Origin of the sequence: Methylobacterium sp. Leaf466 (genome assembly GCF_001425565.1) — a bacterium.
Lineage (GTDB): Bacteria > Pseudomonadota > Alphaproteobacteria > Rhizobiales > Beijerinckiaceae > Methylobacterium.
On the sequence record NZ_LMRC01000031.1, the window covers coordinates 355,928 to 379,106 of the forward strand.

A 23,179-nucleotide genomic window follows, 5' to 3' on the forward strand; every position below is an offset into this window, starting at 1 on the left:
CACAGCCACAAGGCGATTGCCTCCACGCGGCCCGTCATGCGAGGGCTTGCAGCGAAACCGTGTCCGGCCACGCTCGGCCGGCGCATCGCTCGCGAGACCCTGACGATGGAAGACCGCCCCTTCGCCGACCTGTTTCCGCCGGCCACCCGCGAGCGCTGGCTCGGCCTGGTGGAAGGCGTGCTCAAGGGCGGCGATTTCGAGAAGCGGCTGGTCTCGCGCAGCGCCGACGGCATCCGGATCGAACCGCTCTACGAGGCGGCCGAGCCGGTGGCCCAGCCGATGCGGGCGCCCGGCCCGTGGCGGATCTCCCAGCGCCTCGACCATCCCGATCCGGCCGCCGCCAACGCGCTCGCCCTGGCCGACCTCGAAGGCGGCGCCGACGCGCTTACCCTGGTCTTTGCCGGCGCGCCGTCCGCCCGCGGCTACGGGCTCGAAGCCCACGACGTCACCGCCCTCGAGACCGCCCTGTCGGGCGTGATGCTGCCGCTCATCGGCTTGCGCCTCGACGCCGGCGTCCGTGGCATCGAAGCCGCGGAACTCGTCAAGGCCCTGGCCGAGGCCCGCGGCGAGGCGCTCGGCGCCCTCGACCTCGATCTCGGTCTCGATCCGATCGGCACCCTGGCGGCCACGGGCGCCGAGGCGGACGAGGGTCTGTCGCAGGCCGCCGCGCTGCTGGCGACGTTCGATGCGGCCGGCTTCACCGGCCGCGCCATGCTCGCCGACGGGCGCCCCTATCACGAGGCCGGCGCCAGCGAGGGGGCGGAACTCGCCGCCGTGCTCGCCACCGCCGTGGCCTACCTGCGCGGCCTCGAGGCCTCCGGCCACGACCTGGCACGGGCGCGCGACGCGATCGCCGTGCTGCTGGTGGCAGATGCCGACGAGTTCCTGACCATCGCCAAGTTCCGCGCCATGCGCCGGCTGTGGGCGCGGGTGGAGGCCGCCTGCGGGCTCGACCCGAAGCCCCTGCGCCTGCATGCCGAGACCGCCTGGCGGATGATGACCCGGCGCGAGCCCTTCACCAACATCCTGCGCACGACGCTCGCCACCGCCTCCGCGGGCCTGGGCGGCGCCGATGCGGTCACCGCCCTGCCCTACACCCTGGCACTCGGCCTCTCAGACGGTTTCGCCCGGCGGGTGGCACGCAACAGCCAGATCGTGCTGATCGAGGAATCCAACCTCGCCAGGGTCGCCGACCCGGCCGCCGGCGCGGGCAGCTTCGAGACCCTGACGCAATCGCTGGCCGAGACCGCCTGGGCCGGCTTCCAGGAGATCGAGCGCGAGGGCGGCATCCTCGCCAGCCTCCGGGCGGGACACCTCCAGGGTCGGATCGCGGCGATGCGGGCGACCCGCACCAAGGCGGTGGCGACACGCCGCGAGGCGCTCACCGGCGCCAGCGAATTCCCGAACCTCTACGAAAAGCCCGTCACCGTCCTCGACGTGCCGGCCGCCGCTCCCATGCCGGCGGGCGAGGCCGCCCTGCCCTCGCACCGCCTCGCCGAGCCCTACGAGGCGCTGCGCGACACGTCGGATGCGCATCTGGCATCCTCGGGCAAGCGCCCGGCGGTGTTCCTGGCCAACCTCGGCCCGGTGGCGGTCTTCAACGCGCGCTCGACCTTCGCGGCCAACGCCTTTGCGGCGGGCGGCATCGAGGCCCTGGGCAACGACGGCTTCGTCGAGCCCGCAGCCTTGGCCGAGACCTTCACCGCATCCGGCGCGGCCATCGCCTGCCTGTGCTCGTCCGATGCGCTCTACGCCACCCATGCGGTGGCGGCTGCCGAGGCCCTGAAGGCGGCGGGCGCCCGCGAGATCTATCTGGCCGGCAAGCCGGGCGACCTCGACGCGGCGCTCAGGCAGGCCGGCGTCACCGGTTACCTCCATGCCGGCGGCGACCTCCTCGCGCTGCTGGGGGCGGCGCTGGCCACGGCGGCCGCGGCCTGAGCGCCCAGCCCGCAACCGTTGTGGGCGCTTGGCGGTTTCCCGGGTCCACCAACACGGATCGAGGACATGACGATGCGTCTCCTGAGCCTTGCAGCCCTGACCTCCGCCATCGCGGTCGCCGCAACGGGGCCGGTGGCCGCCAAGAAGGTTGCCGTCCCCGACCGCTACGACGGCAGCTGGAGCATCGAGGTCATCACCGAGGATGGCCCCTGCGACCGCGCCTATCGCTACGGCGTGAAGATCGATCGCGGGCAGGCGAGCTATGCGGGCGACGACTTCGACGTGCGCGGACGCGTCTCCGGCAACGGCAGCGTCAAGGCGGTGATCGCGCGCGGGTCGGACAGCGCCAGCGTCGTCGGCCGCCTCGGACGTGAGGGCTTGGGCAACGGCACCTGGACCACAAACGGACCAGTCCGTTGCACGGGTCGCTGGAACGCCGAACGCCGGGGCTAGCCCCGCGATCTGTGCCCCCGGCGTCACAGGCGCGACCCGGCATCACGATCTCGTCGTTCGGCCCTGTTCCGGCCGGATTCCCTGGTGAATACTCGGGTGGCACCGATCTTAGCCATGCCTGAGGCCTTCCCCGATGAAAGCCGTGCTGCTCAGCCTTGTGACCGTCGTCGCTCTCACGCCGCCGGTGCAGGCGGGGCCTCGGGTTCCCGGTAGCGCGCACGAGATGCTGCTTCCCCTGGAGCAGGCGGCCACCGCCTGTTTCGCCGAGACCGTGGCGGCCAACCCGCGCAGCATGGCCTTCGCGCGGGCCGGACGCTGGTACGAGGCGGCCAGCGTCACCGGCTTCCTGTGCCGTCCGGAGGTCGACGCCATGGTCGGCGCGCACGACCGGCTCTACGGGCGCGGCACCGGCAACCGCTTCTTCAAGAACGCCTACGCCAGGCACCTCGGGCAGCAGCTGGCCGACCGGCTCAAGCCGTTCCTCGAACGCACGGCGGTCGCCAACGCCGAACCACGCGATGGCGCCGCCTCCGATGCGAGCGGCAAGGGCACCGACGAGTAGAGCGGGAAGCGATCCGCGACGCGGCGGGAGCGGCCCGGGGGTCGGGTAGACCGCGAGCCGCGTCGTACGGTGTCCTGTCGATCACGTCGTGGTGCGGAAACGGGCTTCGCTCACGGGCCGTGCGGGCTCGGCGATGCGGTTCCGGCTCGATTCGAGCGGGAACCGTCTCAGGCCAGGGCCCTCGCCGAGACGGCGACCCGGCGAACCGAGGCGTCGATCTCTCCGGCGGTCTGCGAGATGCCCTCCATGCTCTCGCGTACGAGCTGTACGCTCTTTGCCGCGTTCTGCATGTTCAGGGACATGTCGCGGGTGACGGCGGATTGCTCGGTCACCGCCGAGGACACGCTCAGCGAGATCTCGCTCAGATGCGCGATGGTCGCGGTGATCGCCGTGATCGCGTCGACGGCCTGGTCCGTGGCCGCCTGCACGGCGCCGATCTGGGTGCCGATCTCCTGGGTCGCCCGCGACGATTGGGCGGCGAGCGCCTTCACCTCCGTGGCGACCACGGCAAAGCCCCGTCCCGCTTCGCCGGCCCGCGCCGCCTCGATGGTGGCGTTGAGTGCCAGGAGGTTGGTCTGGTCGGCGATGGAGCGGATCAGGCTCACGGCCTCGCCGATCCTGTCGGCGGCCGTCGTCAGGCCCGAGATGATGCCATTGGCTTCGCGGGCGCGCACGACGGCATCGTCCGCCGCGGTCCTCGCCTCCGTGGCGTGCCGGCTCAATTCCTCGATGGAGGCGGCGAACTCCTCGGCCCCCGCGGCGATGGCCTGGACGTTGCCGGAGGTCTCGACGGCGCTGTCCGTCGTCTTCTGGGCGCGGACGGCCACGTCGGACATCGCGTGGGTGATCGCCTCGATGTCGCCGTCGATGACCTTCTGGCCGGCGATCCGGCGCATGCGGTCGTTCACCTGCTGCGTCACGTCCGTCGCGAACTTGACGACCGAGGAAGGCCGGCCCTCCGCGTCGAGGATCGGGTTGTAGGCACCCATGATCCACACGACGCGGCCGTCCTTGGCCTGGCGCTGGAACTCGCCGGCTTGATAGCGGCCCTCGGCGAGCGCCGCCCAGAAGGCCGCGTAGGCGGGGCTATCGCGCTCGGCTTCGCTGACGAAAAGGCTGTGGTGACGGCCGCGGACTTCCTCGATCCGGTAGCCCATGGTGGACAGGAAGTTCTCGTTGGCGTCGGTGATGGTGCCGTCGAGGGTGAAATGGATGACCGCCTGGGACCGGTCGAGCGCCGCGATCTGCCCCTGATAGACGGCGTCGCGGGCCTTCTGGGCGGTGATGTCGGTGGCGAACTTCACGATCTTGACCGGACGCCCGCGGCGATCGAGCACCGGGTTGTAGGACGCCTGGATGTAGATCGTCCGCCCGCCCTTGCCGACCCGCTTGAACTCGCGCGACTGGAACTGGCCCTGGCGAAGCTGCTCCCAGAAGGCCCGGTACTCGGCGCTGTCCCGCTCGGCCTCGGGGACCAGCATGGCGTGCGGCCGCCCCTCAATCTCGTCGAGGCGATAGCCGATCACGTCGAGGAAGGGCTGGTTGGCCCGCAGGATGCGCCCGTCGAGCGAAAATTCGATCCGCCCGAGCGACTTGTCGAGCGCACGCAGAACCGCGGAATCGGACAGGATATTGAGCGACATGTTGGACAACCCAGGAGCGGCACTGGGCAATCCTATCTCGTCATTGATAAAATTCGATTAAAATTGCCGCTTTTCGAAAGATATAACCAATTTGTCCGCGTCGATGAACAATTCGAGAGTTCTATATCGGATTTGTACAGCCTAAAGTATAAAATATACAATCGATATATGACGCTGGCTAATCGTCCATCTTCAGCGCCGCAATGAAGGCCTCCTGCGGAATTTCCACACGGCCGAACTGGCGCATCTTCTTCTTGCCCTCCTTCTGCTTGTCCAGGAGTTTGCGCTTGCGCGAGATGTCGCCGCCGTAGCACTTGGCGGTGACGTCCTTGGACAGGGCCTTGATGGTCTCGCGGGCGATGATCTTGCCGCCGAGCGCCGCCTGGACCGGGATCTGGAACAGGTGGCGTGGGATGAGGTCCTTCAGCTTCTCGCACATCGCCCGGCCGCGATGCTCGGCGCGGGTGCGGTGGACCAGCATCGAGAGGGCGTCCACCGGCTCGGCATTGACGAGGATCGACATCTTCACGAGGTCGCCCTCGCGGTAATCGGAGATGTGATAGTCGAAGCTCGCGTAGCCTTTCGAGATCGACTTCAGGCGATCGTAGAAATCGAACACCACTTCGTTGAGCGGCAGGTCGTAGACGACCATGGCGCGCTTGCCGACGTAGTTGAGGTCGACCTGGGTGCCGCGCCGGTCCTGGCACAGCTTGAGCACGCCGCCGAGATACTCGTCGGGCGTGAGGATCGTGGCGCGGATCCACGGCTCCTCGATGGCCGTGATCTTCATCACGTCCGGCATGTCGGCCGGGTTGTGGAGTTCCTTGACCGTGCCGTCGGTCATCTGCAGGCGGTAGACGACGGAGGGCGCCGTCGAGATGAGGTCGAGGTTGAACTCGCGCTCCAGCCGTTCCTGGATGATCTCCAGGTGCAGCAGCCCGAGGAAGCCGCAGCGGAAGCCGAAGCCGAGCGCCGCCGAGGTCTCCATCTCGTAGGAGAACGACGCATCGTTCAGGCGCAGCTTGCTCATGGCGCTGCGCAGGGTCTCGAACTCGGCGGCATCCACGGGGAACAGGCCGCAGAAGACGACCGACTGCACGTCCTTGAAGCCCGGCAGCATCTCCTTGCAGGGGCGCTTGTCCTCGGTGAGGGTGTCGCCGACGCGGGTGTCGGCGACCTCCTTGATCGAGCCGGTGAAGAAGCCGACCTCGCCGGGGCCGAGTTCGGCGATGTCCGCCATCTTCGGCCGGAACACGCCGATCTTGTCGACGCCGTGCACGGCGTCGGCCCGCATCATGCGGATGTTCATGCCCTTCTTGAGCACGCCGTCGACGATGCGGACCAGCACCACGACGCCGAGATAGACGTCGTACCAGCTGTCCACCAGTAGGGCCTTGAGGGGCGCGTCGCGGTCGCCCTTGGGCGGCGGCAGGCGCTTGACGATGGCCTCCAGCACCGCCTCGATGTTGAGCCCGCTCTTCGCAGAGATCGCCACGGCCTCGGAAGCGTCGATGCCGATGACCTCCTCGATCTGGGCGCGGATGCGCTCGGGCTCGGCGGCGGGCAGGTCGATCTTGTTGAGGACGGGCACGATCTCGTGGTTGGCGTCGAGCGCCTGGTAGACGTTGGCCAGCGTCTGCGCCTCGACGCCCTGGGAGGCGTCCACCACCAGCAGCGAGCCCTCGCAGGCGGCCAGCGACCGCGAGACCTCGTAGGCGAAGTCGACGTGGCCGGGGGTGTCCATCAGGTTGAGGATGTAGTCCTTGCCGTCCTCGGCCTTGTATTCGAGGCGCACGGTCTGCGCCTTGATGGTGATGCCGCGCTCCTTCTCGATGTCCATCGAGTCGAGCATCTGCTCGCTCATGTCGCGCAGGGCCACGGTACCGGTGGTCTGGATCAGCCGGTCGGCCAGGGTCGATTTACCGTGGTCGATATGGGCGACGATGGAGAAGTTGCGGATGTTGTCGATGGGGGATGTCGTCATCGAGAATTGGCTCTCCGGCGCGGCGCGGCCCGTCGGCTTGAGGCGAGGGCCCGGCGCACGGTCTGTCGGCTTCTAGGAACGGACCCGCGAGATAGCAGTGCCGCCCGCCAGCGCCAAGCGAGCGTGGCGTCGCGCCGGTCAGAGCAGCGCGACGGTGGAGGAGACGTCGGGGCTCTGCAGGGACGTGAGTTCGCCGAAGGTGCGCCTGGCCAGATCGCGGGCGATGGAGCAGCGCCGCTGCGCCGCCGTCGACTCAGGCCCCTCGGCCGCGGCGGCGAGCCGTCCGTAGGCGTTGGCGAGGTCGAGGAAGCCGAGGCGGGCGGCGGCCACAGCGATGGTCTGCGCTTCCCGGGCCGAGCTCGCGGCATCGCCTGCGGTCTCCAGGAGCGACATGAAGGCGCGCAGGGTGCCCTGGGCGGCGGCGAGGCCGAGTTCGGACCGCAGGCTATCGTAGCAGGCCCGCTCGAACACCGCCGGCCGGCTCGGGCGCTGACCGCCTTCACCGGCATCCAGGAGGACAAAGGCGGAGAGCTGCCGCGCCACCGCCTCGGCGAGGGAGGCGCGGTCGAACGGCTTGGCGAGGTGGTCGTTGATTCCCGCCTCCGTGAAGGCGCGCACCCGCTGGGGCATCACGTCGGCGGTCAGGGCGAGGATCGGCACGCGGCGAGAGGGATGCTGCAGGGCGCGGATGCGGCGGGCGGCGGTCAAGCCGTCCATCACCGGCATCACCATGTCCATCAGCACGAGATCGTAGGTCCGGGCCTGGACCGCCTCCACGGCGGCCAGGCCATCGCCGACGACGTCGACGACGCAGCCGGACCGTTCGAGCATCGCCCGCACCACCTCCTGGTCGATGGCGCCGTCCTCGGCCAGGAGCACGCGGGTGGGGCGCGTCAAGGCCACGTCCATCGCCGCCGGGGCGGGCTCGGCTTCGAGGGATGCCGGCAGCACCACGGAGAACCGGTAGGCGGCCGCCTCGCCGGGCCGGGTCGTCCGGTCGAGGCGCCCTCCCATCAGCCCGATCAAGCGCTGGGCCATGGCGAGGCCGAGGCCGCCGCCGTCGATGAGGGCCGCCCGTGGCAGCACCGTGACGTTGCTCTGGTCGGGGACCGTCGCGACGATGGCGATGCGCAGCACGTCCGCCCCCTGCCCGAGGCGGGGGCCGAGGACCGAGAGGCGGATCGTTCCGGCCTGGGCCACGCCGACCGCGTCGTTGAGGAGGTTCAGGAGGATCTGGCGCAGGCGGCGCTCGTCGCCCGTCACCTGCGCGGGCAGGTCGTGGCCGAAGCTGGTGTCGAGGATCAGGCCCTTGCCCTCGGCGGCCGGGCGGACGAGGTCGACGACGCCGGCGATCACGGCCACCGGGGCGAAGCTGCGCCGTTCGATCCGCAGGTCGCCGGTCTCGGATTTCGCGTAGTCGAGGATGTCGTCCACCGCCACGAGCAGGGTCTCGGTGGCGGCCTCGACGAGGGCGAGGTGGCGGCGCTGCTGCGGTTCGAGCGGGCCGCCGTCGGTGAGGAGGTCGATGAAGCCGCGGATGGCAGTGAGCGGCGTGCGGATCTCGTGGCTCATCAGGCCGATGAACTCGGATTTCGCGCGGGTGGTGTTCTCGGCCCTGGCCCGGCCGAGCTCGGCCGCATCGCGGGCCATGCGCCACTCGTCGGACTGGTTGCGCCGCTCGGTGACGTCGCGCAGGCACGACAGGATGGTGGGGCCGCCCTCGGCCACGCCATCGGCCACGGGGTCGTTGACGGCCTCGACCCAGATCCAGTGGCCGTCGGCATGGCGCATGCGCACCGCGAGGACCACGCTGCGGCCGGTCGCCTCGACGGCCGCGTCCGCCGCGTCGAAGGCCGCGAGGTCCTCCGGGTGGACGCGCGCGCGCAGGACGGTGGCGTCGCTGCCGGCACCGAACAGGCGCGCGAACGAGGGGGTCGCGTAGGTGGCGGGCTCGCCGGAACGGCGCAGCAGGACGACGTCGGTCATGCCCTGGGCGACGACCCGCTCCGGCGCCACCTGCAGCCGGGGGCCGTCCCCGTCCGGGGCCGACCGGCCTCGTTCGGCGGCGGCGATGGCGACGATGGTCGAGAGGCGCAGGCGCGCTTCCTCGGCCGAGCTCGGGTCGGCGGCGCTCCCCGGCAGGATCCGGGCGACGGCCCGGCTCCAGGCGCGGGCGAACCCGATCTTGACGGACCGCAGGAGGGTTCCGGGCGAACCGCCTTCACGCAACCGACTCATGACAATCCGCACGCATGGAACCGACCGCGGGCGATCGGGCCCGCGGCCCGATCCTAGCGGCTCAGTCGTTTCGAATGCGTAGCGGCGCCGGCCGCTGGTCGTGCTGTCAGGCGGCCGGCCCGCCGGCCCCGGCACGGGCGGAGGCGGCCATCTCCACCAGGACCTTGCGCAGGCTGCCCATGTCCCGCACCGGGCTCGGATAGGGGATGCGGGCGGTGCGGTCGCCGGCCAGCAGGTCCATTCCCTCCGGGTCGATCCCGGTCAGCCGCCAGTTCGCCGTGGCGTCGCCCGCATAGGCCGCCAGGGCATCGGCGTGGTCGGCGTTCATATGGGAGACGGCGCCCGCCTCGCCGGCGACGATCGCCTCGCACCCCGAGAGGTCGAGGAGGAGTTCGGCCTTGGTCAGGGTCGCGGCCTTGGCGAATCCCCCGTTGAGGTGGCCGGCGGTGGGCTCCAGGGCGAAGAACGCGAAGTCGGGAAAATCGGCGTAGAGCTTGGCCTTGGGGTGGCGCATCAGGAAGCGCTCCCGCGCCCGCGCCTCCTCCGTCCGGCGCACGAGGCCGGTCACCGTCAGGCGCGGATGGGCCAGGGGGTCGCCCTTGCCGCCGGCGCTGAACAGGAGCGAGGCGCGCGGGTCTTTGAGCAGGTTGCGGGTGTGGCCGGACAGGCGCGAGAGCAGCATCAGAGGCGTCCCGTCGACGTCGGTGGCCATCGTCACCAGCGAGGCGAAGGGGGTGCCGTCATCCGGATCGAGGGTGGCGAGCGCGCCCGAGCGGACGGTCCGCAGGAGATGCCGGGCGAGCCCGATGGCGTCGAACGGCGCCTCCGAGGCCGGAAGCGGTTGCGCGGGGCCGCGGCGCGGCTCGGAGAGGGGCGGTGGGGTCTCGTCGCTGGCCATGGCGGATCGAATTCCTCGAGTGCGGCGGGTAAGGTGAGCATAGCCCGGGCGGCTCCCACGTCACGGGGTCACGCCCCGCGACCTCTTCGCCGGAGGGCTCGCGGCACGGGGTGGCCGCCTGCGGAATATCCCGCCCCTTACGGTCAAGCTACCACGACCGCTCGCTTTTTTAGATCGCACCGGCTACAGGGGATGACTCTCCGCGCGAATGCGGCCCGTCTCGGACACGGCCGCGACCGCGTTTTGCCGGACCCTTTCGCCAGGGCCGGATGCGGAGGCGCTGGCTCGTGACGGGCCCGTGGGCCGCATCCGAGCAATAGGGAACGCCATGCCGACCATTGCCCTCGTCGACGACGACCGCAACATCCTCACCTCCGTCTCGATCGCGCTGGAGACGGAAGGCTACCGCATCCAGACCTATACGGACGGCGCCTCGGCCCTCGACGGGCTCAAGCACTCGCCCCCGGACCTCGCGATCTTCGACATCAAGATGCCGCGCATGGACGGCATGGAACTGCTGCGCCGCCTGCGGCAGAAATCCGACCTGCCGGTCATCTTCCTCACCTCGAAGGACGAGGAGATCGACGAGTTGTTCGGCCTCAAGATGGGCGCGGACGACTTCATCCATAAGCCGTTCTCGCAGCGCCTGCTGGTGGAGCGCGTCAAGGCGGTCCTGCGCCGGTTCGCGCCCAAGGACGGCCCGGGTGCGGCCGCCCGCGAGGCCGATGCCGCCGCCCGCTCCCTGGAGCGCGGCCTCCTGATGATGGACCCCGAGCGCCACACCTGCACCTGGAAGGGCGAGCCCGTGACCCTCACGGTCACCGAGTTCCTGATCCTGCAGGCCCTGGCGCATCGCCCCGGCGTCGTGAAGAGCCGCAACGCCCTGATGGACGCCGCCTACGACGACCAGGTCTACGTCGACGACCGCACCATCGACAGCCACATCAAGCGGCTGCGCAAGAAGTTCAAGGTGGTGGACACCAACTTCGACATGATCGAAACCCTCTACGGCGTTGGCTACCGCTTCAAGGAAAGCTGAGGCGCGCCGCCCCTTCGATTCGTGCCGACCCGGACCACCGTGGCTCCCTCCGACGAGAACATCCCCCCGCGCGGCCTGCTGGCGTGGCCGCGCCTGCTGTGGCGCGGGATCGGGCAGAGGGCCTCCTCGAGCCTGACGCGGCGCATCGTCGTCCTCAATCTCGTGGGGCTCTTCGCCCTCCTGTTCGGCTTCCTCTATCTCAACCAGTTCCGACAGGGCCTGATCCAGGCCAGGGTCCAGAGCCTGCTGATCCAGGGCGAGATCATCGCCGGCGCGATCGCCTCCTCGGCCTCCGTGGAGACGGACGCCATCCGGATCGATCCCGACAAGCTCCTGCAGCTCCAGGCGGGCGAGCCCGGATCCTTGCGCGAGGAGAACCCCTCGCCGCTGACCTTCTCCCTCAACCCGGAACGGGTGGCGCCGCTGCTGCGCCGCCTGGTGACGCCCACCGGAAACCGCGCCCGCGTCTACGACCAGGACGGCGGCCTCCTGTTCGACACCCGCACGCTGTCGGCCCGCGGCGAGATCGGGCGCGCCGACGGCCTGCCGCGGCATCGCCGCAACGTGCTCGAACAGGCCTACGACTTCGTCCAGGCGAAGATCTTCGGCGCGGTCCTGGGAGACCCCCCGGCGCAGCCCGACGAGGCCGGGCCGACCAATGGCCAATCCCTCAAGGAGGTCCAGGTCGCCCTTGCAGGGTCGCGCGGCACCGTGGTCCGCCGCAACCGGGCGACGGAGACCATCGTTTCGGTGGCGGTGCCGATCCAGCGCGGCGGCGTCGTGCGCGGCGCCCTGATGCTCTCGACGCAAGGGGGCGACATCGACCGGGTGATCGCCTCCGAGCGGTTCGGCCTGCTGCAGGTCTTCCTCATCGCCGCCCTGGTGATGCTGGTGCTCTCGATCCTGCTCGCCGGTGCCATCGCCGGCCCGGTCCGGCGCCTGGCCGACGCGGCCGAGAAGGTGCGCCTGGGGATCAAGTCGCGCGAGGAGATCCCGGACTTCACCGGCCGCACCGACGAGATCGGCCACCTCTCGGGCGCCCTGCGCGACATGACCCAGGCCCTCTACCGCCGTATCGACGCCATCGAGAGTTTCGCCGCCGACGTCAGCCACGAGCTCAAGAACCCGCTCACCTCCCTGCGCAGCGCCGTCGAGACCCTGCCGCTGGCACGCAGCGACGAGTCGCGCGGGCGGCTCCTGGCGATCATCCAGCACGACGTGAAGCGCCTCGACCGCCTGATCAGCGACATCTCCGACGCCTCACGCCTCGATGCCGAACTGGCGCGGGCCGAGGCGCGACGGGTCGACCTGCGCAAGCTCCTCACCACCGTCGTCTCGGTGGCCAACGAGCGCAAGCGCGCCAAGGACGCCTTCATCCAGTTCGACGTCGACGCGCCGCCCGGCGACGTCGAGGCGCCGTTCATGATCTTCGGCCACGACAGCCGGCTCGGGCAGGTGATCAACAACCTCCTCGACAACGCCCGCTCGTTCTCCCCCCCCGACGCCAAGGTCCGGGTCGCCCTGCGCCGCGTGAAGGGCGAGGTCGAGATGATCGTCGAGGACGAGGGCCCGGGTATTCCCCAGGACGCGCTGGAGCGGATCTTCGAGCGGTTCTACACCGACCGCCCCGAGCAGGGATTCGGCCAGAACTCCGGCCTCGGGCTGTCGATCTCCCGCCAGATTGTCCAGGCCCATCGCGGCACCATCCGCGCCGAGAACCGGCCCGGCCCCGCCGACGAGGACGGCGAGCCCACGATCCGCGGCGCCCGCTTCATCGTGCGCCTGCCGTCGCTGCGCTGATCGCGGCCGATGCCGGTCGCCTCGCCCCTTCGTGAGACCGTGCATGCGACGGCCGTGGCGATCCGCGAGGCCGGCGTTCTGATCAGGGGCCAATCGGGGACGGGCAAGACCGCCCTCGCCCTGGCGCTCATCGATCGGGCGGCGATGGGCGGCATCCATGCCGGTCTCGTGGGCGACGACCGCATCCGGCTCGAACGACACCATGGGCGCCTCGTCGCCGGTCCGCATCCGGATCTGGCGGGGCTCGCCGAGGTTCGCGGCCACGGCATCCGGCGCCTCGCTGCGACGCACGACGCGGCGGTTGTGCGCCTCGTGGTCGATCTGGGACGCGATGACGAACGCCTGCCCGAGCACGGCGCGGATCGCGTCACCCTCCTCGACGTCGCCCTGCCCCGTCTCACCCTCGGACCGGGGCTCCTGCGGAGCGGTCTCGGGGTCCGGCTGGTCTTCGACGCCCTCGACACGCAGGCCGTGTGCGTTGCGGCGCAGACGCACCTGCCGATTCTCGCAGCGTGGCATGACGGCGACCCGTAGCCTCGGCACATCCACCATGGCATGATCGTGACGTTGTGCCGTACAAAACGTCGCGACCGTCTTGCGCACGACATTGCGCTGCACAAAATGGCAGCGGCTTCTCGAGAGCGCTGGAACATGCGTCGATGATTGGAATGGTGCTCGTCACCCACGGGCTGCTCGCGACGGAGTTCAAAGCCGCGCTCGAGCACGTCGTGGGTCCTCAAAAGCAGATCGAGACGATCACGATCGGCCCCGAGGACGACATGGAAACCCGCCGCCTCGACATCATGTCGGCGGTGGGCCGGGTCAACACCGGCAACGGCGTCGTCGTGCTCACCGACATGTTCGGCGGCACGCCGTCGAACCTCGCCCTGTCCTGTATGAGCGGCGGCTGCGTCGAGGTGGTCGCCGGCATCAACCTTCCCATGCTGATCAAGCTCGCCAGCGTCCGCGACGAGGAGACCCTCGGGGACGCGGTGCTCCACGCCCAGGAGGCGGGGCGCAAGTACATCAACGTCGCCTCGCGGGTCCTTGCGGGAAAATGAGCTTTCGCCGGACGCGGGAAGGGCTTAACCACGGTTCCATCATGAGAGCGTGGCCGAAGCGACCGCGCCGAACCGAGGAAGCGGCCCGCACCCGATGAGCGAGACCTTCGAGGCCGAGGACGACGATCTCCCACCGGTGCCCGAGGGCGGACTGCTGGAGGTCGTTCCTGTCATCAACCGACGTGGGCTGCACGCGCGCGCCTCCGCTAAGTTCGTCCAGACCGTCGAGCGCTACGACGCCCAGGTCACGGTCACGCGGTCCGGCGAGACCGTGGGCGGTCGCTCGATCATGGGCCTTCTCACCCTCGGCGCGGCCCAGGGGACGACCATCGCGGTGACCTCGGTGGGGCCGGACGCCCGCGCCTGCATGGACGCGATCGTCGCCCTCCTCGCCAACCGGTTCGGCGAGGACGAGTAGCCCCGCCCCGCGGCTCAGCCGCGGATACGGTCGTCCTTCGGCACCGCGGCGACGACGCTGCGCCGATCCTCCGCCTGTTTCCACAGCACCGCGCCGGCGCCGGTTCCCAAGTGGATGCGGCCCGCGACGAGGCGTCCCGACCGTCTCACCAGGTCGACGCAGGCCTCGCCGCGCCGACCGAAGCGGCGGGTCACCACACGCACCATGATCGCCTGCGAGGGATCGTCGAGGATCGGTCGCGCCGACACGCGGGCGTCGAGGCCGAGGAAGTCTTCGACGGCATCGCGGATGCGGCCGGGTTCGACCACCCGCTCGATCTCCGACCGGTCGCGGCCGATGGCATTCGGGGGCCGGATACCAAGGAGATTTCCCGCCGGGATATCGCGGCGGGCGCTCACGGCCGCGCGCAACGGTGCCATCGTTCGTTCAAGCAGCGACGCGGCCGGCTCGATCTCGGCACCGGAGCGGTCGAGGCGCATTCCGAGGGCGACGAGGCCCTCGTCGAGGGCCTGCGCGACGGCGGCGGCATGGGCAGGATGGACGGTCGGGGCGAGGGTCAGGCCCGGCGGCTGCCACGGCCGGACACGGCCACGCCCCCACACGGCCGACGGCATGACGAGGCCGACGACGCCCTCGATGCGGGTCCGTCCGGCCGACCCGGCGAGAGCGAAGGCGAACGCCGGCTCGACGCCGCGCTCCTGATGCTGCGCCGCCGCCAGCAGGTAGTCGGGATCGGCGAAGACCGGCGTGGGCACGCCCATGCGCGCGAGCAGGTCGCGCCAGGCCACCACCCGCTCGTCGGTGACCGCCGACGCCTTCACGATCTCAACCGACCAGGTGTCCGGCCCGGGCCTGACGGGCTCCGCCTCCGGCCGCGGCGATCCGGTGCCGCCTTGCCCGAGGCCACCTTGCCTGATGCCGCCTTGGATCACCCTGAACCTGTGTCGCATGCACTCGTCCTGATCCCGGGCGGGATGTCTCGATCCGGGACGCCACCGCCGTCACGGCGCGTCCGTCACCACCCGCGTACCAAGATCGATGCCGGCTTGCCGCCGACCGGGACCGGGACCGCCGAAGGCCGTTTCAGCCGCCCGGGATCGCCAGGGGGTTGGCGGTGAGCGCCGCCACGTCCGGCGCGTCGAGGCGCGGACGGCCGAGGAAGGCGTCCCACAGACTTTGGACGAAGGCGGCGTCGAGGTCGCGCACGATCAGGACGAGACGGGAGCGGCGGTCGGCATCCGGCCAGGCCTCGAGGACCACGGGGGTATGGATGATGTGCTGGACGCCGTGGACGACGACGGGGCGATCGGGCGAATCGGCGAGTCCGACCAATCCCTTCAGGCGTAGCAGCTTGGGGCCGTGGGCCGAGCGCAGCAGGTCGAGGAACATCTCGAACGCCAGGCGCGGCACCGGTGTCTCGCTCGTCAGCGTGAAGGCACGGATCGCCGCGTCGTGGCGGTTCACGTCGTGGTGGTGCCCATGATGGTGGTGGTGGTGGTCCACCGCCTCCGCACCGAGCCAGGCGCGCACGTCCGCGCTCTTGCCCTCGACGCCGAACAGCCCTCCGAGAAGATCGGCCGCGGCGACGTCGCCCCCGTGGATGCCGGCGCCGGGGTTGAGGGCGGCGAGCCGCCCGCGCAGGGCCGCCCCGCCATCGCGGGCGAGATCGGCCTTGGCCACGACGATCCGGTCGGCCACCGCCGCCTGGCGCAGGGCCTCGGGATGGGCGTCGAGGGTGGCCTCGCCGTTGACGGCATCGACCACGGTGACGACGCCCTGCAGCCGGTACCGCATCACCAGATAGGGGTGGTAGATCAGTGCGTGCAGGATCGGCGCGGGGTCGGCCAGCCCCGTCGTCTCGATGACGACCCGGCGGAACGGCGTGACGCGGCCGTTGTCGCGCTTGCGCAGAAGGTCCTCGAGGGTGGCGATGAGGTCGCCGCGCACGGTGCAGCACAGGCAGCCGGCGCCGAGCAGGATCATGTCCTGGTCGACCGATTCGATCAGGAGGTGGTCGAGCCCGATCTCGCCGAACTCGTTGACGATGACCACCGTGTCCGCCAGCGCCGGGTCGCGCAGCAGGCGGTTCAGGAGGGTCGTCTTGCCGGCTCCGAGGAAGCCGGTGAGGACGGTGAGCGGGATCGGGTCCGGGCGGCGCGCGTCTGTCATGCGGATCGCCTTACGCTGGTTTTCCCGCCCCCGTCACCCGCGCCCGGGCGCTCAGTCGCGCGCGCCGCGCCCGGCGGCGGCCTTGGTCGTCCCCGGTTTCTCGGGCTTCTTGTCGCCGGCCTTGGCAGCCGGCTTGGCCGGGGTCGCCTTGGCCGGGGTCGCCTTGGCCGCATTCGGTTTGGCCGGCTTGACGGCCTCTGCCTTCACCTTCGCGCCGCCCGCCAGGACGGGCGTGGTCTCCACCGCGGTGTAGGCGCTGGCGGACGCGGGCGTTCCGGGCCGTGTCTTGACGGTCGCCTTCGCCGTGCTCGAAGCGGGCTTGTCCTGGGTCGCCCGGGTCTTCGCCTGCTTGGCCTCGCGGGCCGCCTCGCGCTTGGCCTTGGCCTCCTCCAGCTTGGCGGTGCGGGCGGCGGCCTTCTCCGCCTTGTCCGCGTCCTCCTGCTGGCTGAGGGCGATGGCGCCCTCGGCGGGATCGCGGCCGATCCAGACCAGGATCGGCTGCAGGGGCGCGCGCGGGGGCAGCGCGCGGTTGCGCAGGGCGGCACTGTTCATGGTGGCGAAGGCGAGGGCGGCCGGGAGCGGCGAGACCGAGGCCATCAACTGGGTGTTGGCCTGGTCGGCGGCGCCGCCGGCGACCACGGCGGCCTGGCCGGAGTCCACCGGCATCGGCTTGCGGCGGTCGCAGATGTAGGGGCGCATGTCCGGCGGCTCGGAGATCGCGGAGGTCGGCAGCGTCTCGAGGGTCGCGGCCCCCCAGCCGGGCGATTGGGTGAAGCCGTAGTCGAACAGGTCCGCCGCCTTGATGTCGCGCTCGCGCGCGCTCGGCTGGCCCATCACCACGGTGATGATGCGCCGGCCGTTGCGGGTGGCGCTCGCCACCACGTTGAAGCCGCCCGAGCAGATGAAGCCGGTCTTCATGCCGTCGGTGCCGGCGTAGCGCCCGAGCAGGCCGTTGTGGTTGGCCATGACGGAGCGGCCGAACTGGATGGCGCTGATGGAGAAGAGCGGGCGGGAATCGGGGAAGTCCCGGATCAGGGCGCGCCCGAGCACGGCCATGTCCCGCGCCGTCGTCCACTGGCGTGGGTCGGGCAGTCCGTGCGGGTTGGTCCAGCGGCTCTCGCGCATCCCGATCCGCTGGGCCGTCTCGTTCATGGCGGCGGCGAAGCCCTCGACCGAGCCGCCGAGGTTCTCGCCGATCGCGTAGGCCACGTCGTTGGCCGACTTGACCATGATGATCTTGAGGGCGTTGTCGAGGGTGAGCTGGGTGCCCGGCTTGAAGCCCATCTTCGAGGGCGGCTCGGCCGCCGCCTGGGGCGAGATGGTGATCAGCGAATCGAGGCTGACCTTGCCCTGGCGGACCATGTCGAGGGCGACATAGGCGGTCATCAGCTTGGTGACGGAAGCCGGGAACCACGGGTCGGTGGCGCCCTGGGCATGGATCACCTTGCCCGAATCGACGTCCACCACCAGCATCGGTGCGGTGACCGCCTGCGCCGCACACGGCGCGAACAGGCCCGCCCCAGCGGTGAGCCCAAGGACGAAGCGCCTCAAGAATCGGTTCGACATCAGGCCTGTCTCGACGGGGACGATCGCGACGGGGCGGTCCCGTCGCGGCGTGCGGTCTTCGGATGGGGCGGCGTGCCCGCCCGGTCGTCCGGACGTGACCGCAGGGGCGATGACGGGTCCGCCGCACTCGCCACGAGGCCACTCCAACCCGTGTTCCGTGGCGAGAGCATGGCGAAGATGGCCGCCCCGCGCGGCCATGCACAGCGCGGGTGTGGTGGCGTCGGCCCCGCGCGGGGTCTATGGGCTCGCACTCGACCGGCCACGTCGGCCGGCTATATCGACCGTTCTACGGGAACGCGATGTCCTACGCCGTCAAGGAACTCTTCCACACGCTCCAGGGCGAGGGCGCACAGGCCGGGCGCGCCGCCGTGTTCTGCCGGTTCTCGGGCTGCAACCTGTGGTCCGGCCGGGAGGAGGATCGCGCGGATGCCGCCTGCCGCTTCTGCGACACCGACTTCATCGGCATGGACGGCGACGGCGGCGGGCGTTTCGCCGACGCCGACGCGCTGGCCCGGGCCATCGCCGCGACCTGGGGCGGCGGCGACCACCACCGCTACGTGGTCTTCACCGGCGGCGAGCCGCTGCTGCAACTCGATGCCGCCCTGATCGACGCGGTCCATGCCGCCGGCTTCGAGATCGCTGTGGAGACCAACGGCACCCTGGCGGCGCCGGCGGGGATCGACTGGATCTGCGTCAGCCCCAAGGCCGGTAACCCGCTGGTACAGGCGAGCGGGCACGAACTGAAGCTGGTCTATCCGCAGGCCGGGTTCGATCTGGCGGCGCTCGCCGCCCTCCCCTTCCGCCATCACTGGCTCCAGCCGATGGACGGGCCCGACCGCATCGCCCATACGCGGGCGGCGGTGGAGGCCTGCCGCGGCGACGCCCGCTGGCGGCTGTCGCTGCAGACGCACAAGATCATCGGCATTCCGTAGCGGGCCGGCGGGTCGGAAACAGGTCGTCCGAATCAGGTAGAGTGCGTGTCATGAAGATCACCCAAGCCTTCACCTTCGAGGCGGCCCACCGCCTGCCGAACGTGCCCGAGAGCCACCGCTGCCACCGCATGCACGGCCACTCCTACCGGGTCGAGCTGACCCTGACCGCGCCGGTCGATCCCCATACCGGCTGGGTCGTCGACTTCTTCGACGTCGAGACCGCCTTCGCGCCGATCCTGGCCCGGCTCGACCACTACTGCCTCAACGAGGTCGAGGGGCTGGAGAACCCCACCGCCGAGCACATCGCGGCCTGGATCTGGCATCGCACCAAGCCGTCCCTGCCGGTGCTGTCGTCGGTGCGGGTGTTCGAGACGCCAATGTCCTGGGCCGAATACGAGGGCGACTAGCGCCATGACCGACGAGGGCGCCCTGGTCCTGTTCTCGGGGGGACAGGATTCCACCACCTGCCTCACCTGGGCGCTGGCGCGCTACCCACGCGTCGAGACCCTGGGCTTCGAGTACGGCCAGCGCCACCGCATCGAGATGGACTGCCGCGCCCGGCTGCGGACCGGCATCGCCGCCCTCGATCCGGCCTGGGCGGCGCGGCTCGGCGACGACCACGTGGTCGTCCTCGATGCGCTGGGCGCCATCTCGGAGACGGCGCTCACCCGCGACACCGCCATCGCCATGGCGGCGGACGGGTTGCCCAACACCTTCGTGCCGGGCCGCAATATCGTCTTCCTGACCTTCGCCGCGGCCCTGGCCTATCGCCGCGACCTGCGCCGCATCGTCGGCGGCATGTGCGAGACCGATTTCTCCGGCTATCCCGATTGCCGCGACGACGCGATCAAGGCGCTGCAGGTGGCGCTCAACCTCGGCATGGACCGCCGCTTCGTCCTCGAGACCCCGTTGATGTGGATCGACAAGGCCGCAACCTGGGCGCTGGCGAAGGCCACCGGCGGCCAGGGCCTGGTAGAGCTGATCGTCGAGGACACCCACACCTGCTACCTCGGGCAGCGCGGCGACCGGCACGACTGGGGCTACGGCTGCGGCACGTGCCCGGCCTGCGAGCTGCGGGCGAAGGGGTATGCGACGTTCGTGGCGGACGGGGGCTGAGGCCGGGGCATCATTGACCCGCCACGTGCAACAGAACCTCACGCCGATGCGGTCGATCCCGGTGCTCGATCAGGTAGATCCCCTGCCACGTCCCGAGACCGATCCGGCCGCCGACGACCGGCACGGCGAGGCCCGCGTCGGTCACCATGGTGCGGATGTGGGCCGGCATGTCGTCCGGCCCCTCGCTCCCGTGGACATAGGCACCGTGGCGTGGCGCCAGCCCGTCCAGCGCCGTCATCAGGTCGGTGCGCACGTCGGGATCGGCGTTCTCCTGGATGGTGAGGGAGGCAGAGGTGTGCCGGCAGAACACCGTCAGCAGACCCTGCGTGATGCCGCTGCGGGCCAGGAAGGCCGCGACCACCTCGGTGATCTCCGTGAACCCCGGACCGGGCGTCGCGACGGCGATGCGGGCGCTCGCCTGCCGCGAGACCGCTCCGTCCGAAAAGTCGGTGATGTCTCCGATCCTGCCCTCGCCCGTCATCGCGTCTCCTCGCTCATGGCGGCACCCGGCGCGATCTCACGCTCGCCCCGCGCCAGGATGCGCTCCAGCACGTCGATCCGGTCGGCCTCCGCCGAGGGCTTGTCCCAGCGGATGCGGCTGACGCGTGGAAAGCGCATGGCCACCCCCGACTTGTGCCGGGTGGAGCGCTGCACGCCCTCGAAGGCGATCTCCAGCACCAGCCCGGTCTCCGGCCCGTAGGCGACCTCGCGCACCGGGCCGAAGCGCTTCGTCGTGTTGTTGCGGACGTAGCGGTCGAGCTTGGCCAGTTCGGCGTCGGTGAAGCCGTGGTAGGCCTTGCCCACCGGCACCAGTTCCTCGCCGCCGCCCTCCACCGTGCGCCAGCAGCCGAAGGTGTAGTCCGAGTAGAACGACGAGCGTTTCCCGTGCCCGCGCTGGGCGTACATCATCACCGCATCGACCACGTGCGGTTCGCGCTTCCACTTCCACCAGGGCCCCTTGGGCCGGCCGGGCAGGTAGGGGCTGGTGCGCCGCTTCAGCATCACGCCCTCGATGGCGTCGGCATCCGCCCCGGCCCCGGCCGACGCCGGATCGGCGCGCGCCGCGGCCAGGTCCTCCCAGGTCGCGAAGGGCACCAGCGGCGACAGGTCGATGCGGGCGTGGTCGAGGCCGCCGACGAAGGCCTCGAGCCGGGCGCGCCGCTCGGTGAAGGGCATCTCGCGCAGGTCCTCGCCATCGGCCGTGAGAAGGTCGTAGGCCCGCACGTGGGCGGGAAACTCCTCCAGCAGCTTCCCCGTCACCGACTTGCGGTTGAGCCGCTGCTGCAGGACGTTGAAACTCTGGACGCGCTCGTCACGCAGGATCAGCAATTCGCCGTCGAGGGTGCCCTCGAAGGCGATGGCCTCGGCGAGGTCCGGAAAGGCACCGGAGATGTCCTCGCCGGTGCGCGAGTAGATGCGTGCCACCTGTGTGCCTTCGGCGTCGCGCCCGCCCGCAAGCTGGACGCGGATGCCGTCCCACTTCCACTCGCCGGAGAAATCGGCCGGGTCGAGCTTGTCGAAATCGGTCTCCTCCTCGATCGGGTGCGACAGCATCGGCGGCCGGAACGGCGCCGGGTTGAGGGTCTGGGGCCGTTCCCCCCTGCCCTCCACCCAGGCGAACAGGGTCGCGTAGGGGGGCTCGAGCCCGTGCCAGACCTCCTCGACCGCATCGGCCTCGTGCCCGCCGAGCGCCCCCACCGCGGTCTTGGCGAGCCGCGCCGAGACGCCGACCCGCAGCGACCCGGTGATGAGCTTCAGCAGCGCCCACCGCCCGGTCTCGTCGAGGGCATCGAGCCAGTCGGCGATGTGGCCGGGGAGATCGGACTTCTTCGTCGTGGCGAGGGTGTCGACGACCTCCCCGAGGGTGGGGATGTGGGGCGGCGGGTCGTTGTGGCCGATCGGGGGGGGACTCCCCTCTCCCTCGTGGAGAGGGATCGGGGTAGCCGAGCGCCCCCGGGCTGCGCCGAGCGGAACCACACCCACCTCCACCGTCTCCCCACGAGGGGGAGGAGAGGCCGCCGAGGGTCCCGGCCAGATCAGCGCCGTGGTCTCGGCGAGATCGCCGACGTAGTTGTACGACAGGCGGAACAGCACCGGGTCGATCCGCGCCTCCACCAGCCCGCGGATCATCCCCGCCTTGGCCTCGCGGAAGGTCAGCCCGCCGGTCATCGCGGCCAGCGCGTAGCCCCGCTCGGGATCGGGGGCATGGGCGAAATAATCCTGCAGCAGGCGCAGCTTGGCGTTGCGGCGCGGCTCGTAGGCGAGCCGGTCGAGGAGATGGGCGAAGTCGTTCATGCCGCGACCTCGGCCGCCGGCTCGGCTTCGCCCTCGTCGCCGTAGCCGAGCATGTGGAGGGGCTTGGCCGCGATGCCCTGCGTCCCGCACCAATGCACCAGGGCGTCCTCCTGGCCGTGCGTCACCCAGACCTCGCCCGCACCCGTCTCGGTGATGGTGCGGCACAGGTCGGGCCAGTCGGCGTGATCGGAGATCACGAGGGGCAGTTCGGCGCCCTTCTGCCGGGCGCGGGCCCTCACCCGCATCCAGCCAGAGGCGAAGGAGGTCACCGGATCGGGAAACTTTCGCGACCACACGTCCTGGATCGCGGACGGCGGGCACAGCACGATGGCGCCCTGGAGCTTTGCCCGGTCGGCCGCCACCACCTTGGGCGTATCGCCCAGCGGGATGCCCTCGCGCTTGTAGAGATCCGTCAGCTTCTCCATGGCGCCGTGGAGATGGATCGGCCCGTCGTAGCCGGCCTGCCGAAGCAGCGCCATCACCCGTTGCGCCTTGCCCAGCGCATAGGCCCCGACGATGTGGGCGCGCTCGGGAAACAGCGCGACGGAGGCCAGGAGCCTGTCGACCTCGCCCCTGGTGTCCGGCATCCGGAACACCGGCAGGCCGAAGGTCGCCTCGGTGATGAAGACATCGCAGGGCACCACCTCGAACGGCAGGCAGGTGGGATCGGGCGCACGCTTGTAGTCGCCCGACACGACGACGCGCAGGTTACCCGATTCCACCGCGATCTGGGCGGAGCCGAGGACGTGGCCGGCGGGCACGAAGCGCACGGTGACGTCGCCGATGCGGATCGGCTGGCCGAGCTGCGCCTCCTGGCGCGTGTCGCAGAACGCTTCGCCGTAGCGCACCGCCATGATGCGCAGGGTCTCCCCCGTCGCCAGCACCCGGCCGTGGCCGGACCGGGCGTGGTCGGCATGACCGTGGGTGATGAGCGCCCGCGGCACCGGCCAGGTCGGGTCGATGTGAAAATCGCCGCCCGGGCAGTACAGGCCCTCGCGGGTCAGGGTGAGGAGATCGCTGGCGCTTGGGGTCATGGTCGCGGCTATGTAGGGCGATCCGGAACAGGC

21 protein-coding genes are annotated in these 23,179 nt (G+C 70.7%); 11 read left to right on the forward strand and 10 right to left on the reverse strand.

Going from position 1 to position 23,179, the window contains the following annotated elements:
* The first annotated feature begins 105 nt into the window (after positions 1-105).
* The 3 genes from ASG59_RS13135 (at position 106) to ASG59_RS13145 (ending at position 2,953) form a co-directional block, all read left to right on the forward strand.
* Complete coding sequence (locus ASG59_RS13135) at positions 106-1,938, forward strand: methylmalonyl-CoA mutase subunit beta (RefSeq protein WP_056409274.1); 1,833 nt, start codon at positions 106-108, stop codon at positions 1,936-1,938.
* Between the two features lie 72 nt (positions 1,939-2,010).
* Positions 2,011-2,391, forward strand: a complete 381-nt coding sequence (locus ASG59_RS13140) for a hypothetical protein (RefSeq protein WP_055888101.1) — start codon at positions 2,011-2,013, stop codon at positions 2,389-2,391.
* Positions 2,392-2,524: 133 nt separating this feature from the next.
* Positions 2,525-2,953 carry a hypothetical protein gene (locus tag ASG59_RS13145; protein WP_055887899.1) on the forward strand — a complete coding sequence of 143 codons (429 nt, stop codon included), beginning with the start codon at positions 2,525-2,527 and terminating at the stop codon, positions 2,951-2,953.
* Positions 2,954-3,120: 167 nt separating this feature from the next.
* Here the strand turns inward: ASG59_RS13145 and ASG59_RS13150 are convergent, their stop codons facing one another.
* The 4 genes from ASG59_RS13150 to ASG59_RS13165 form a co-directional block, all read right to left on the reverse strand.
* Positions 3,121-4,596 carry a PAS domain-containing methyl-accepting chemotaxis protein gene (locus tag ASG59_RS13150; protein WP_055887896.1) on the reverse strand — a complete coding sequence of 492 codons (1,476 nt, stop codon included), beginning with the start codon at positions 4,594-4,596 and terminating at the stop codon, positions 3,121-3,123.
* A gap of 178 nt (positions 4,597-4,774) precedes the next feature.
* Positions 4,775-6,580, reverse strand: a complete 1,806-nt coding sequence (gene lepA, locus ASG59_RS13155) for a translation elongation factor 4 (protein WP_055887894.1) — start codon at positions 6,578-6,580, stop codon at positions 4,775-4,777.
* Positions 6,581-6,718: 138 nt separating this feature from the next.
* Positions 6,719-8,818: a PAS domain-containing hybrid sensor histidine kinase/response regulator gene (locus ASG59_RS13160; protein ID WP_056409276.1), complete on the reverse strand. Its 2,100-nt coding sequence runs from the start codon at positions 8,816-8,818 to the stop codon at positions 6,719-6,721.
* A gap of 106 nt (positions 8,819-8,924) precedes the next feature.
* Entirely contained in the window at positions 8,925-9,716 is a 792-nt protein-coding gene (locus ASG59_RS13165; protein ID WP_056409278.1) for a DUF2470 domain-containing protein, read from the reverse strand.
* A gap of 328 nt (positions 9,717-10,044) precedes the next feature.
* Between ASG59_RS13165 and ASG59_RS13170 the strand changes: the two genes are divergently transcribed.
* The 5 genes from ASG59_RS13170 (at position 10,045) to ASG59_RS13190 (ending at position 14,034) form a co-directional block, all read left to right on the forward strand.
* Positions 10,045-10,755, forward strand: a complete 711-nt coding sequence (locus tag ASG59_RS13170; protein WP_055887887.1) for a response regulator transcription factor — start codon at positions 10,045-10,047, stop codon at positions 10,753-10,755.
* A gap of 39 nt (positions 10,756-10,794) precedes the next feature.
* Positions 10,795-12,555 carry a sensor histidine kinase gene (locus tag ASG59_RS13175; protein WP_055888099.1) on the forward strand — a complete coding sequence of 587 codons (1,761 nt, stop codon included), beginning with the start codon at positions 10,795-10,797 and terminating at the stop codon, positions 12,553-12,555.
* A gap of 9 nt (positions 12,556-12,564) precedes the next feature.
* Entirely contained in the window at positions 12,565-13,089 is a 525-nt protein-coding gene (locus ASG59_RS13180) for a hypothetical protein (protein WP_056409280.1), read from the forward strand.
* Between the two features lie 125 nt (positions 13,090-13,214).
* On the forward strand, positions 13,215-13,616 hold the full coding sequence (locus tag ASG59_RS13185; protein ID WP_055887883.1) for a PTS sugar transporter subunit IIA: 402 nt from the start codon (positions 13,215-13,217) through the stop codon (positions 13,614-13,616).
* A gap of 94 nt (positions 13,617-13,710) precedes the next feature.
* Positions 13,711-14,034: an HPr family phosphocarrier protein gene (locus ASG59_RS13190; protein WP_055887880.1), complete on the forward strand. Its 324-nt coding sequence runs from the start codon at positions 13,711-13,713 to the stop codon at positions 14,032-14,034.
* A gap of 14 nt (positions 14,035-14,048) precedes the next feature.
* Here the strand turns inward: ASG59_RS13190 and ASG59_RS13195 are convergent, their stop codons facing one another.
* The 3 genes from ASG59_RS13195 to ASG59_RS13205 all read right to left on the reverse strand — a co-directional run bounded on the left by ASG59_RS13195 (position 14,049) and on the right by ASG59_RS13205 (position 17,769).
* Positions 14,049-14,855: a hypothetical protein gene (locus ASG59_RS13195; protein ID WP_156399235.1), complete on the reverse strand. Its 807-nt coding sequence runs from the start codon at positions 14,853-14,855 to the stop codon at positions 14,049-14,051.
* A gap of 262 nt (positions 14,856-15,117) precedes the next feature.
* The gene (locus ASG59_RS13200) at positions 15,118-16,203 is read right to left on the reverse strand and encodes a GTP-binding protein (RefSeq protein ID WP_056409285.1); all 1,086 of its coding nucleotides are present in this window, start codon (positions 16,201-16,203) and stop codon (positions 15,118-15,120) included.
* 51 nt (positions 16,204-16,254) lie between these two features.
* Positions 16,255-17,769, reverse strand: coding sequence for a D-alanyl-D-alanine carboxypeptidase family protein (locus ASG59_RS13205; RefSeq protein ID WP_056409287.1), 1,515 nt, complete (start codon positions 17,767-17,769; stop codon positions 16,255-16,257).
* 299 nt (positions 17,770-18,068) lie between these two features.
* On the opposite strand from ASG59_RS13205, the gene queE reads away from it, so the two are divergent.
* From queE to queC, 3 genes are read left to right on the forward strand one after another with little or no spacing between them, the layout of a single operon-like run.
* A complete protein-coding gene (gene queE, locus ASG59_RS13210; protein WP_056409289.1) occupies positions 18,069-18,701 on the forward strand; it encodes a 7-carboxy-7-deazaguanine synthase in 633 nt (210 codons plus the stop codon).
* Between the two features lie 50 nt (positions 18,702-18,751).
* The gene (queD, locus tag ASG59_RS13215; protein ID WP_055887867.1) at positions 18,752-19,108 is read left to right on the forward strand and encodes a 6-carboxytetrahydropterin synthase QueD; all 357 of its coding nucleotides are present in this window, start codon (positions 18,752-18,754) and stop codon (positions 19,106-19,108) included.
* 4 nt (positions 19,109-19,112) lie between these two features.
* Positions 19,113-19,817 (forward strand): 7-cyano-7-deazaguanine synthase QueC, encoded by a 705-nt coding sequence (gene queC / locus ASG59_RS13220; RefSeq protein WP_056409292.1) that lies wholly within the window; start codon positions 19,113-19,115, stop codon positions 19,815-19,817.
* A gap of 10 nt (positions 19,818-19,827) precedes the next feature.
* Here queC and ASG59_RS13225 read toward each other — a convergent pair whose 3' ends face one another.
* Genes ASG59_RS13225 through ASG59_RS13235 form a run of 3 tightly spaced genes read right to left on the reverse strand, consistent with a single transcriptional unit; the run spans position 19,828 to position 23,146 of the window.
* Positions 19,828-20,298, reverse strand: a complete 471-nt coding sequence (locus ASG59_RS13225) for a secondary thiamine-phosphate synthase enzyme YjbQ (protein ID WP_056409294.1) — start codon at positions 20,296-20,298, stop codon at positions 19,828-19,830.
* A complete protein-coding gene (locus ASG59_RS13230) occupies positions 20,295-22,112 on the reverse strand; it encodes a cisplatin damage response ATP-dependent DNA ligase (protein WP_056282856.1) in 1,818 nt (605 codons plus the stop codon). The genes ASG59_RS13225 and ASG59_RS13230 overlap by 4 nt, the downstream gene beginning before the upstream one ends.
* Positions 22,109-23,146 carry a ligase-associated DNA damage response exonuclease gene (locus ASG59_RS13235; RefSeq protein ID WP_056409296.1) on the reverse strand — a complete coding sequence of 346 codons (1,038 nt, stop codon included), beginning with the start codon at positions 23,144-23,146 and terminating at the stop codon, positions 22,109-22,111. The genes ASG59_RS13230 and ASG59_RS13235 overlap by 4 nt, the downstream gene beginning before the upstream one ends.
* Between the last annotated feature and the right edge of the window lie 33 nt (positions 23,147-23,179).

Coding starts and splice junctions, on each gene's coding strand:
- ASG59_RS13225 (WP_056409294.1), bottom strand. CDS start 20,298: ATGACGGGCGAGGGCAGGATCGGAGACATCACCGACTTTTCGGACGGA.
- ASG59_RS13150 (WP_055887896.1), bottom strand. CDS start 4,596: ATGTCGCTCAATATCCTGTCCGATTCCGCGGTTCTGCGTGCGCTCGAC.
- queC (WP_056409292.1), top strand. CDS start 19,113: ATGACCGACGAGGGCGCCCTGGTCCTGTTCTCGGGGGGACAGGATTCC.
- ASG59_RS13165 (WP_056409278.1), bottom strand. CDS start 9,716: ATGGCCAGCGACGAGACCCCACCGCCCCTCTCCGAGCCGCGCCGCGGC.
- ASG59_RS13135 (WP_056409274.1), top strand. CDS start 106: ATGGAAGACCGCCCCTTCGCCGACCTGTTTCCGCCGGCCACCCGCGAG.
- ASG59_RS13185 (WP_055887883.1), top strand. CDS start 13,215: ATGATTGGAATGGTGCTCGTCACCCACGGGCTGCTCGCGACGGAGTTC.
- lepA (WP_055887894.1), bottom strand. CDS start 6,580: ATGACGACATCCCCCATCGACAACATCCGCAACTTCTCCATCGTCGCC.
- ASG59_RS13200 (WP_056409285.1), bottom strand. CDS start 16,203: ATGACAGACGCGCGCCGCCCGGACCCGATCCCGCTCACCGTCCTCACC.
- ASG59_RS13160 (WP_056409276.1), bottom strand. CDS start 8,818: ATGAGTCGGTTGCGTGAAGGCGGTTCGCCCGGAACCCTCCTGCGGTCC.
- ASG59_RS13180 (WP_056409280.1), top strand. CDS start 12,565: ATGCCGGTCGCCTCGCCCCTTCGTGAGACCGTGCATGCGACGGCCGTG.
- queD (WP_055887867.1), top strand. CDS start 18,752: ATGAAGATCACCCAAGCCTTCACCTTCGAGGCGGCCCACCGCCTGCCG.
- queE (WP_056409289.1), top strand. CDS start 18,069: ATGTCCTACGCCGTCAAGGAACTCTTCCACACGCTCCAGGGCGAGGGC.
- ASG59_RS13235 (WP_056409296.1), bottom strand. CDS start 23,146: ATGACCCCAAGCGCCAGCGATCTCCTCACCCTGACCCGCGAGGGCCTG.
- ASG59_RS13140 (WP_055888101.1), top strand. CDS start 2,011: ATGCGTCTCCTGAGCCTTGCAGCCCTGACCTCCGCCATCGCGGTCGCC.
- ASG59_RS13190 (WP_055887880.1), top strand. CDS start 13,711: ATGAGCGAGACCTTCGAGGCCGAGGACGACGATCTCCCACCGGTGCCC.
- ASG59_RS13205 (WP_056409287.1), bottom strand. CDS start 17,769: ATGTCGAACCGATTCTTGAGGCGCTTCGTCCTTGGGCTCACCGCTGGG.
- ASG59_RS13145 (WP_055887899.1), top strand. CDS start 2,525: ATGAAAGCCGTGCTGCTCAGCCTTGTGACCGTCGTCGCTCTCACGCCG.
- ASG59_RS13170 (WP_055887887.1), top strand. CDS start 10,045: ATGCCGACCATTGCCCTCGTCGACGACGACCGCAACATCCTCACCTCC.
- ASG59_RS13230 (WP_056282856.1), bottom strand. CDS start 22,112: ATGAACGACTTCGCCCATCTCCTCGACCGGCTCGCCTACGAGCCGCGC.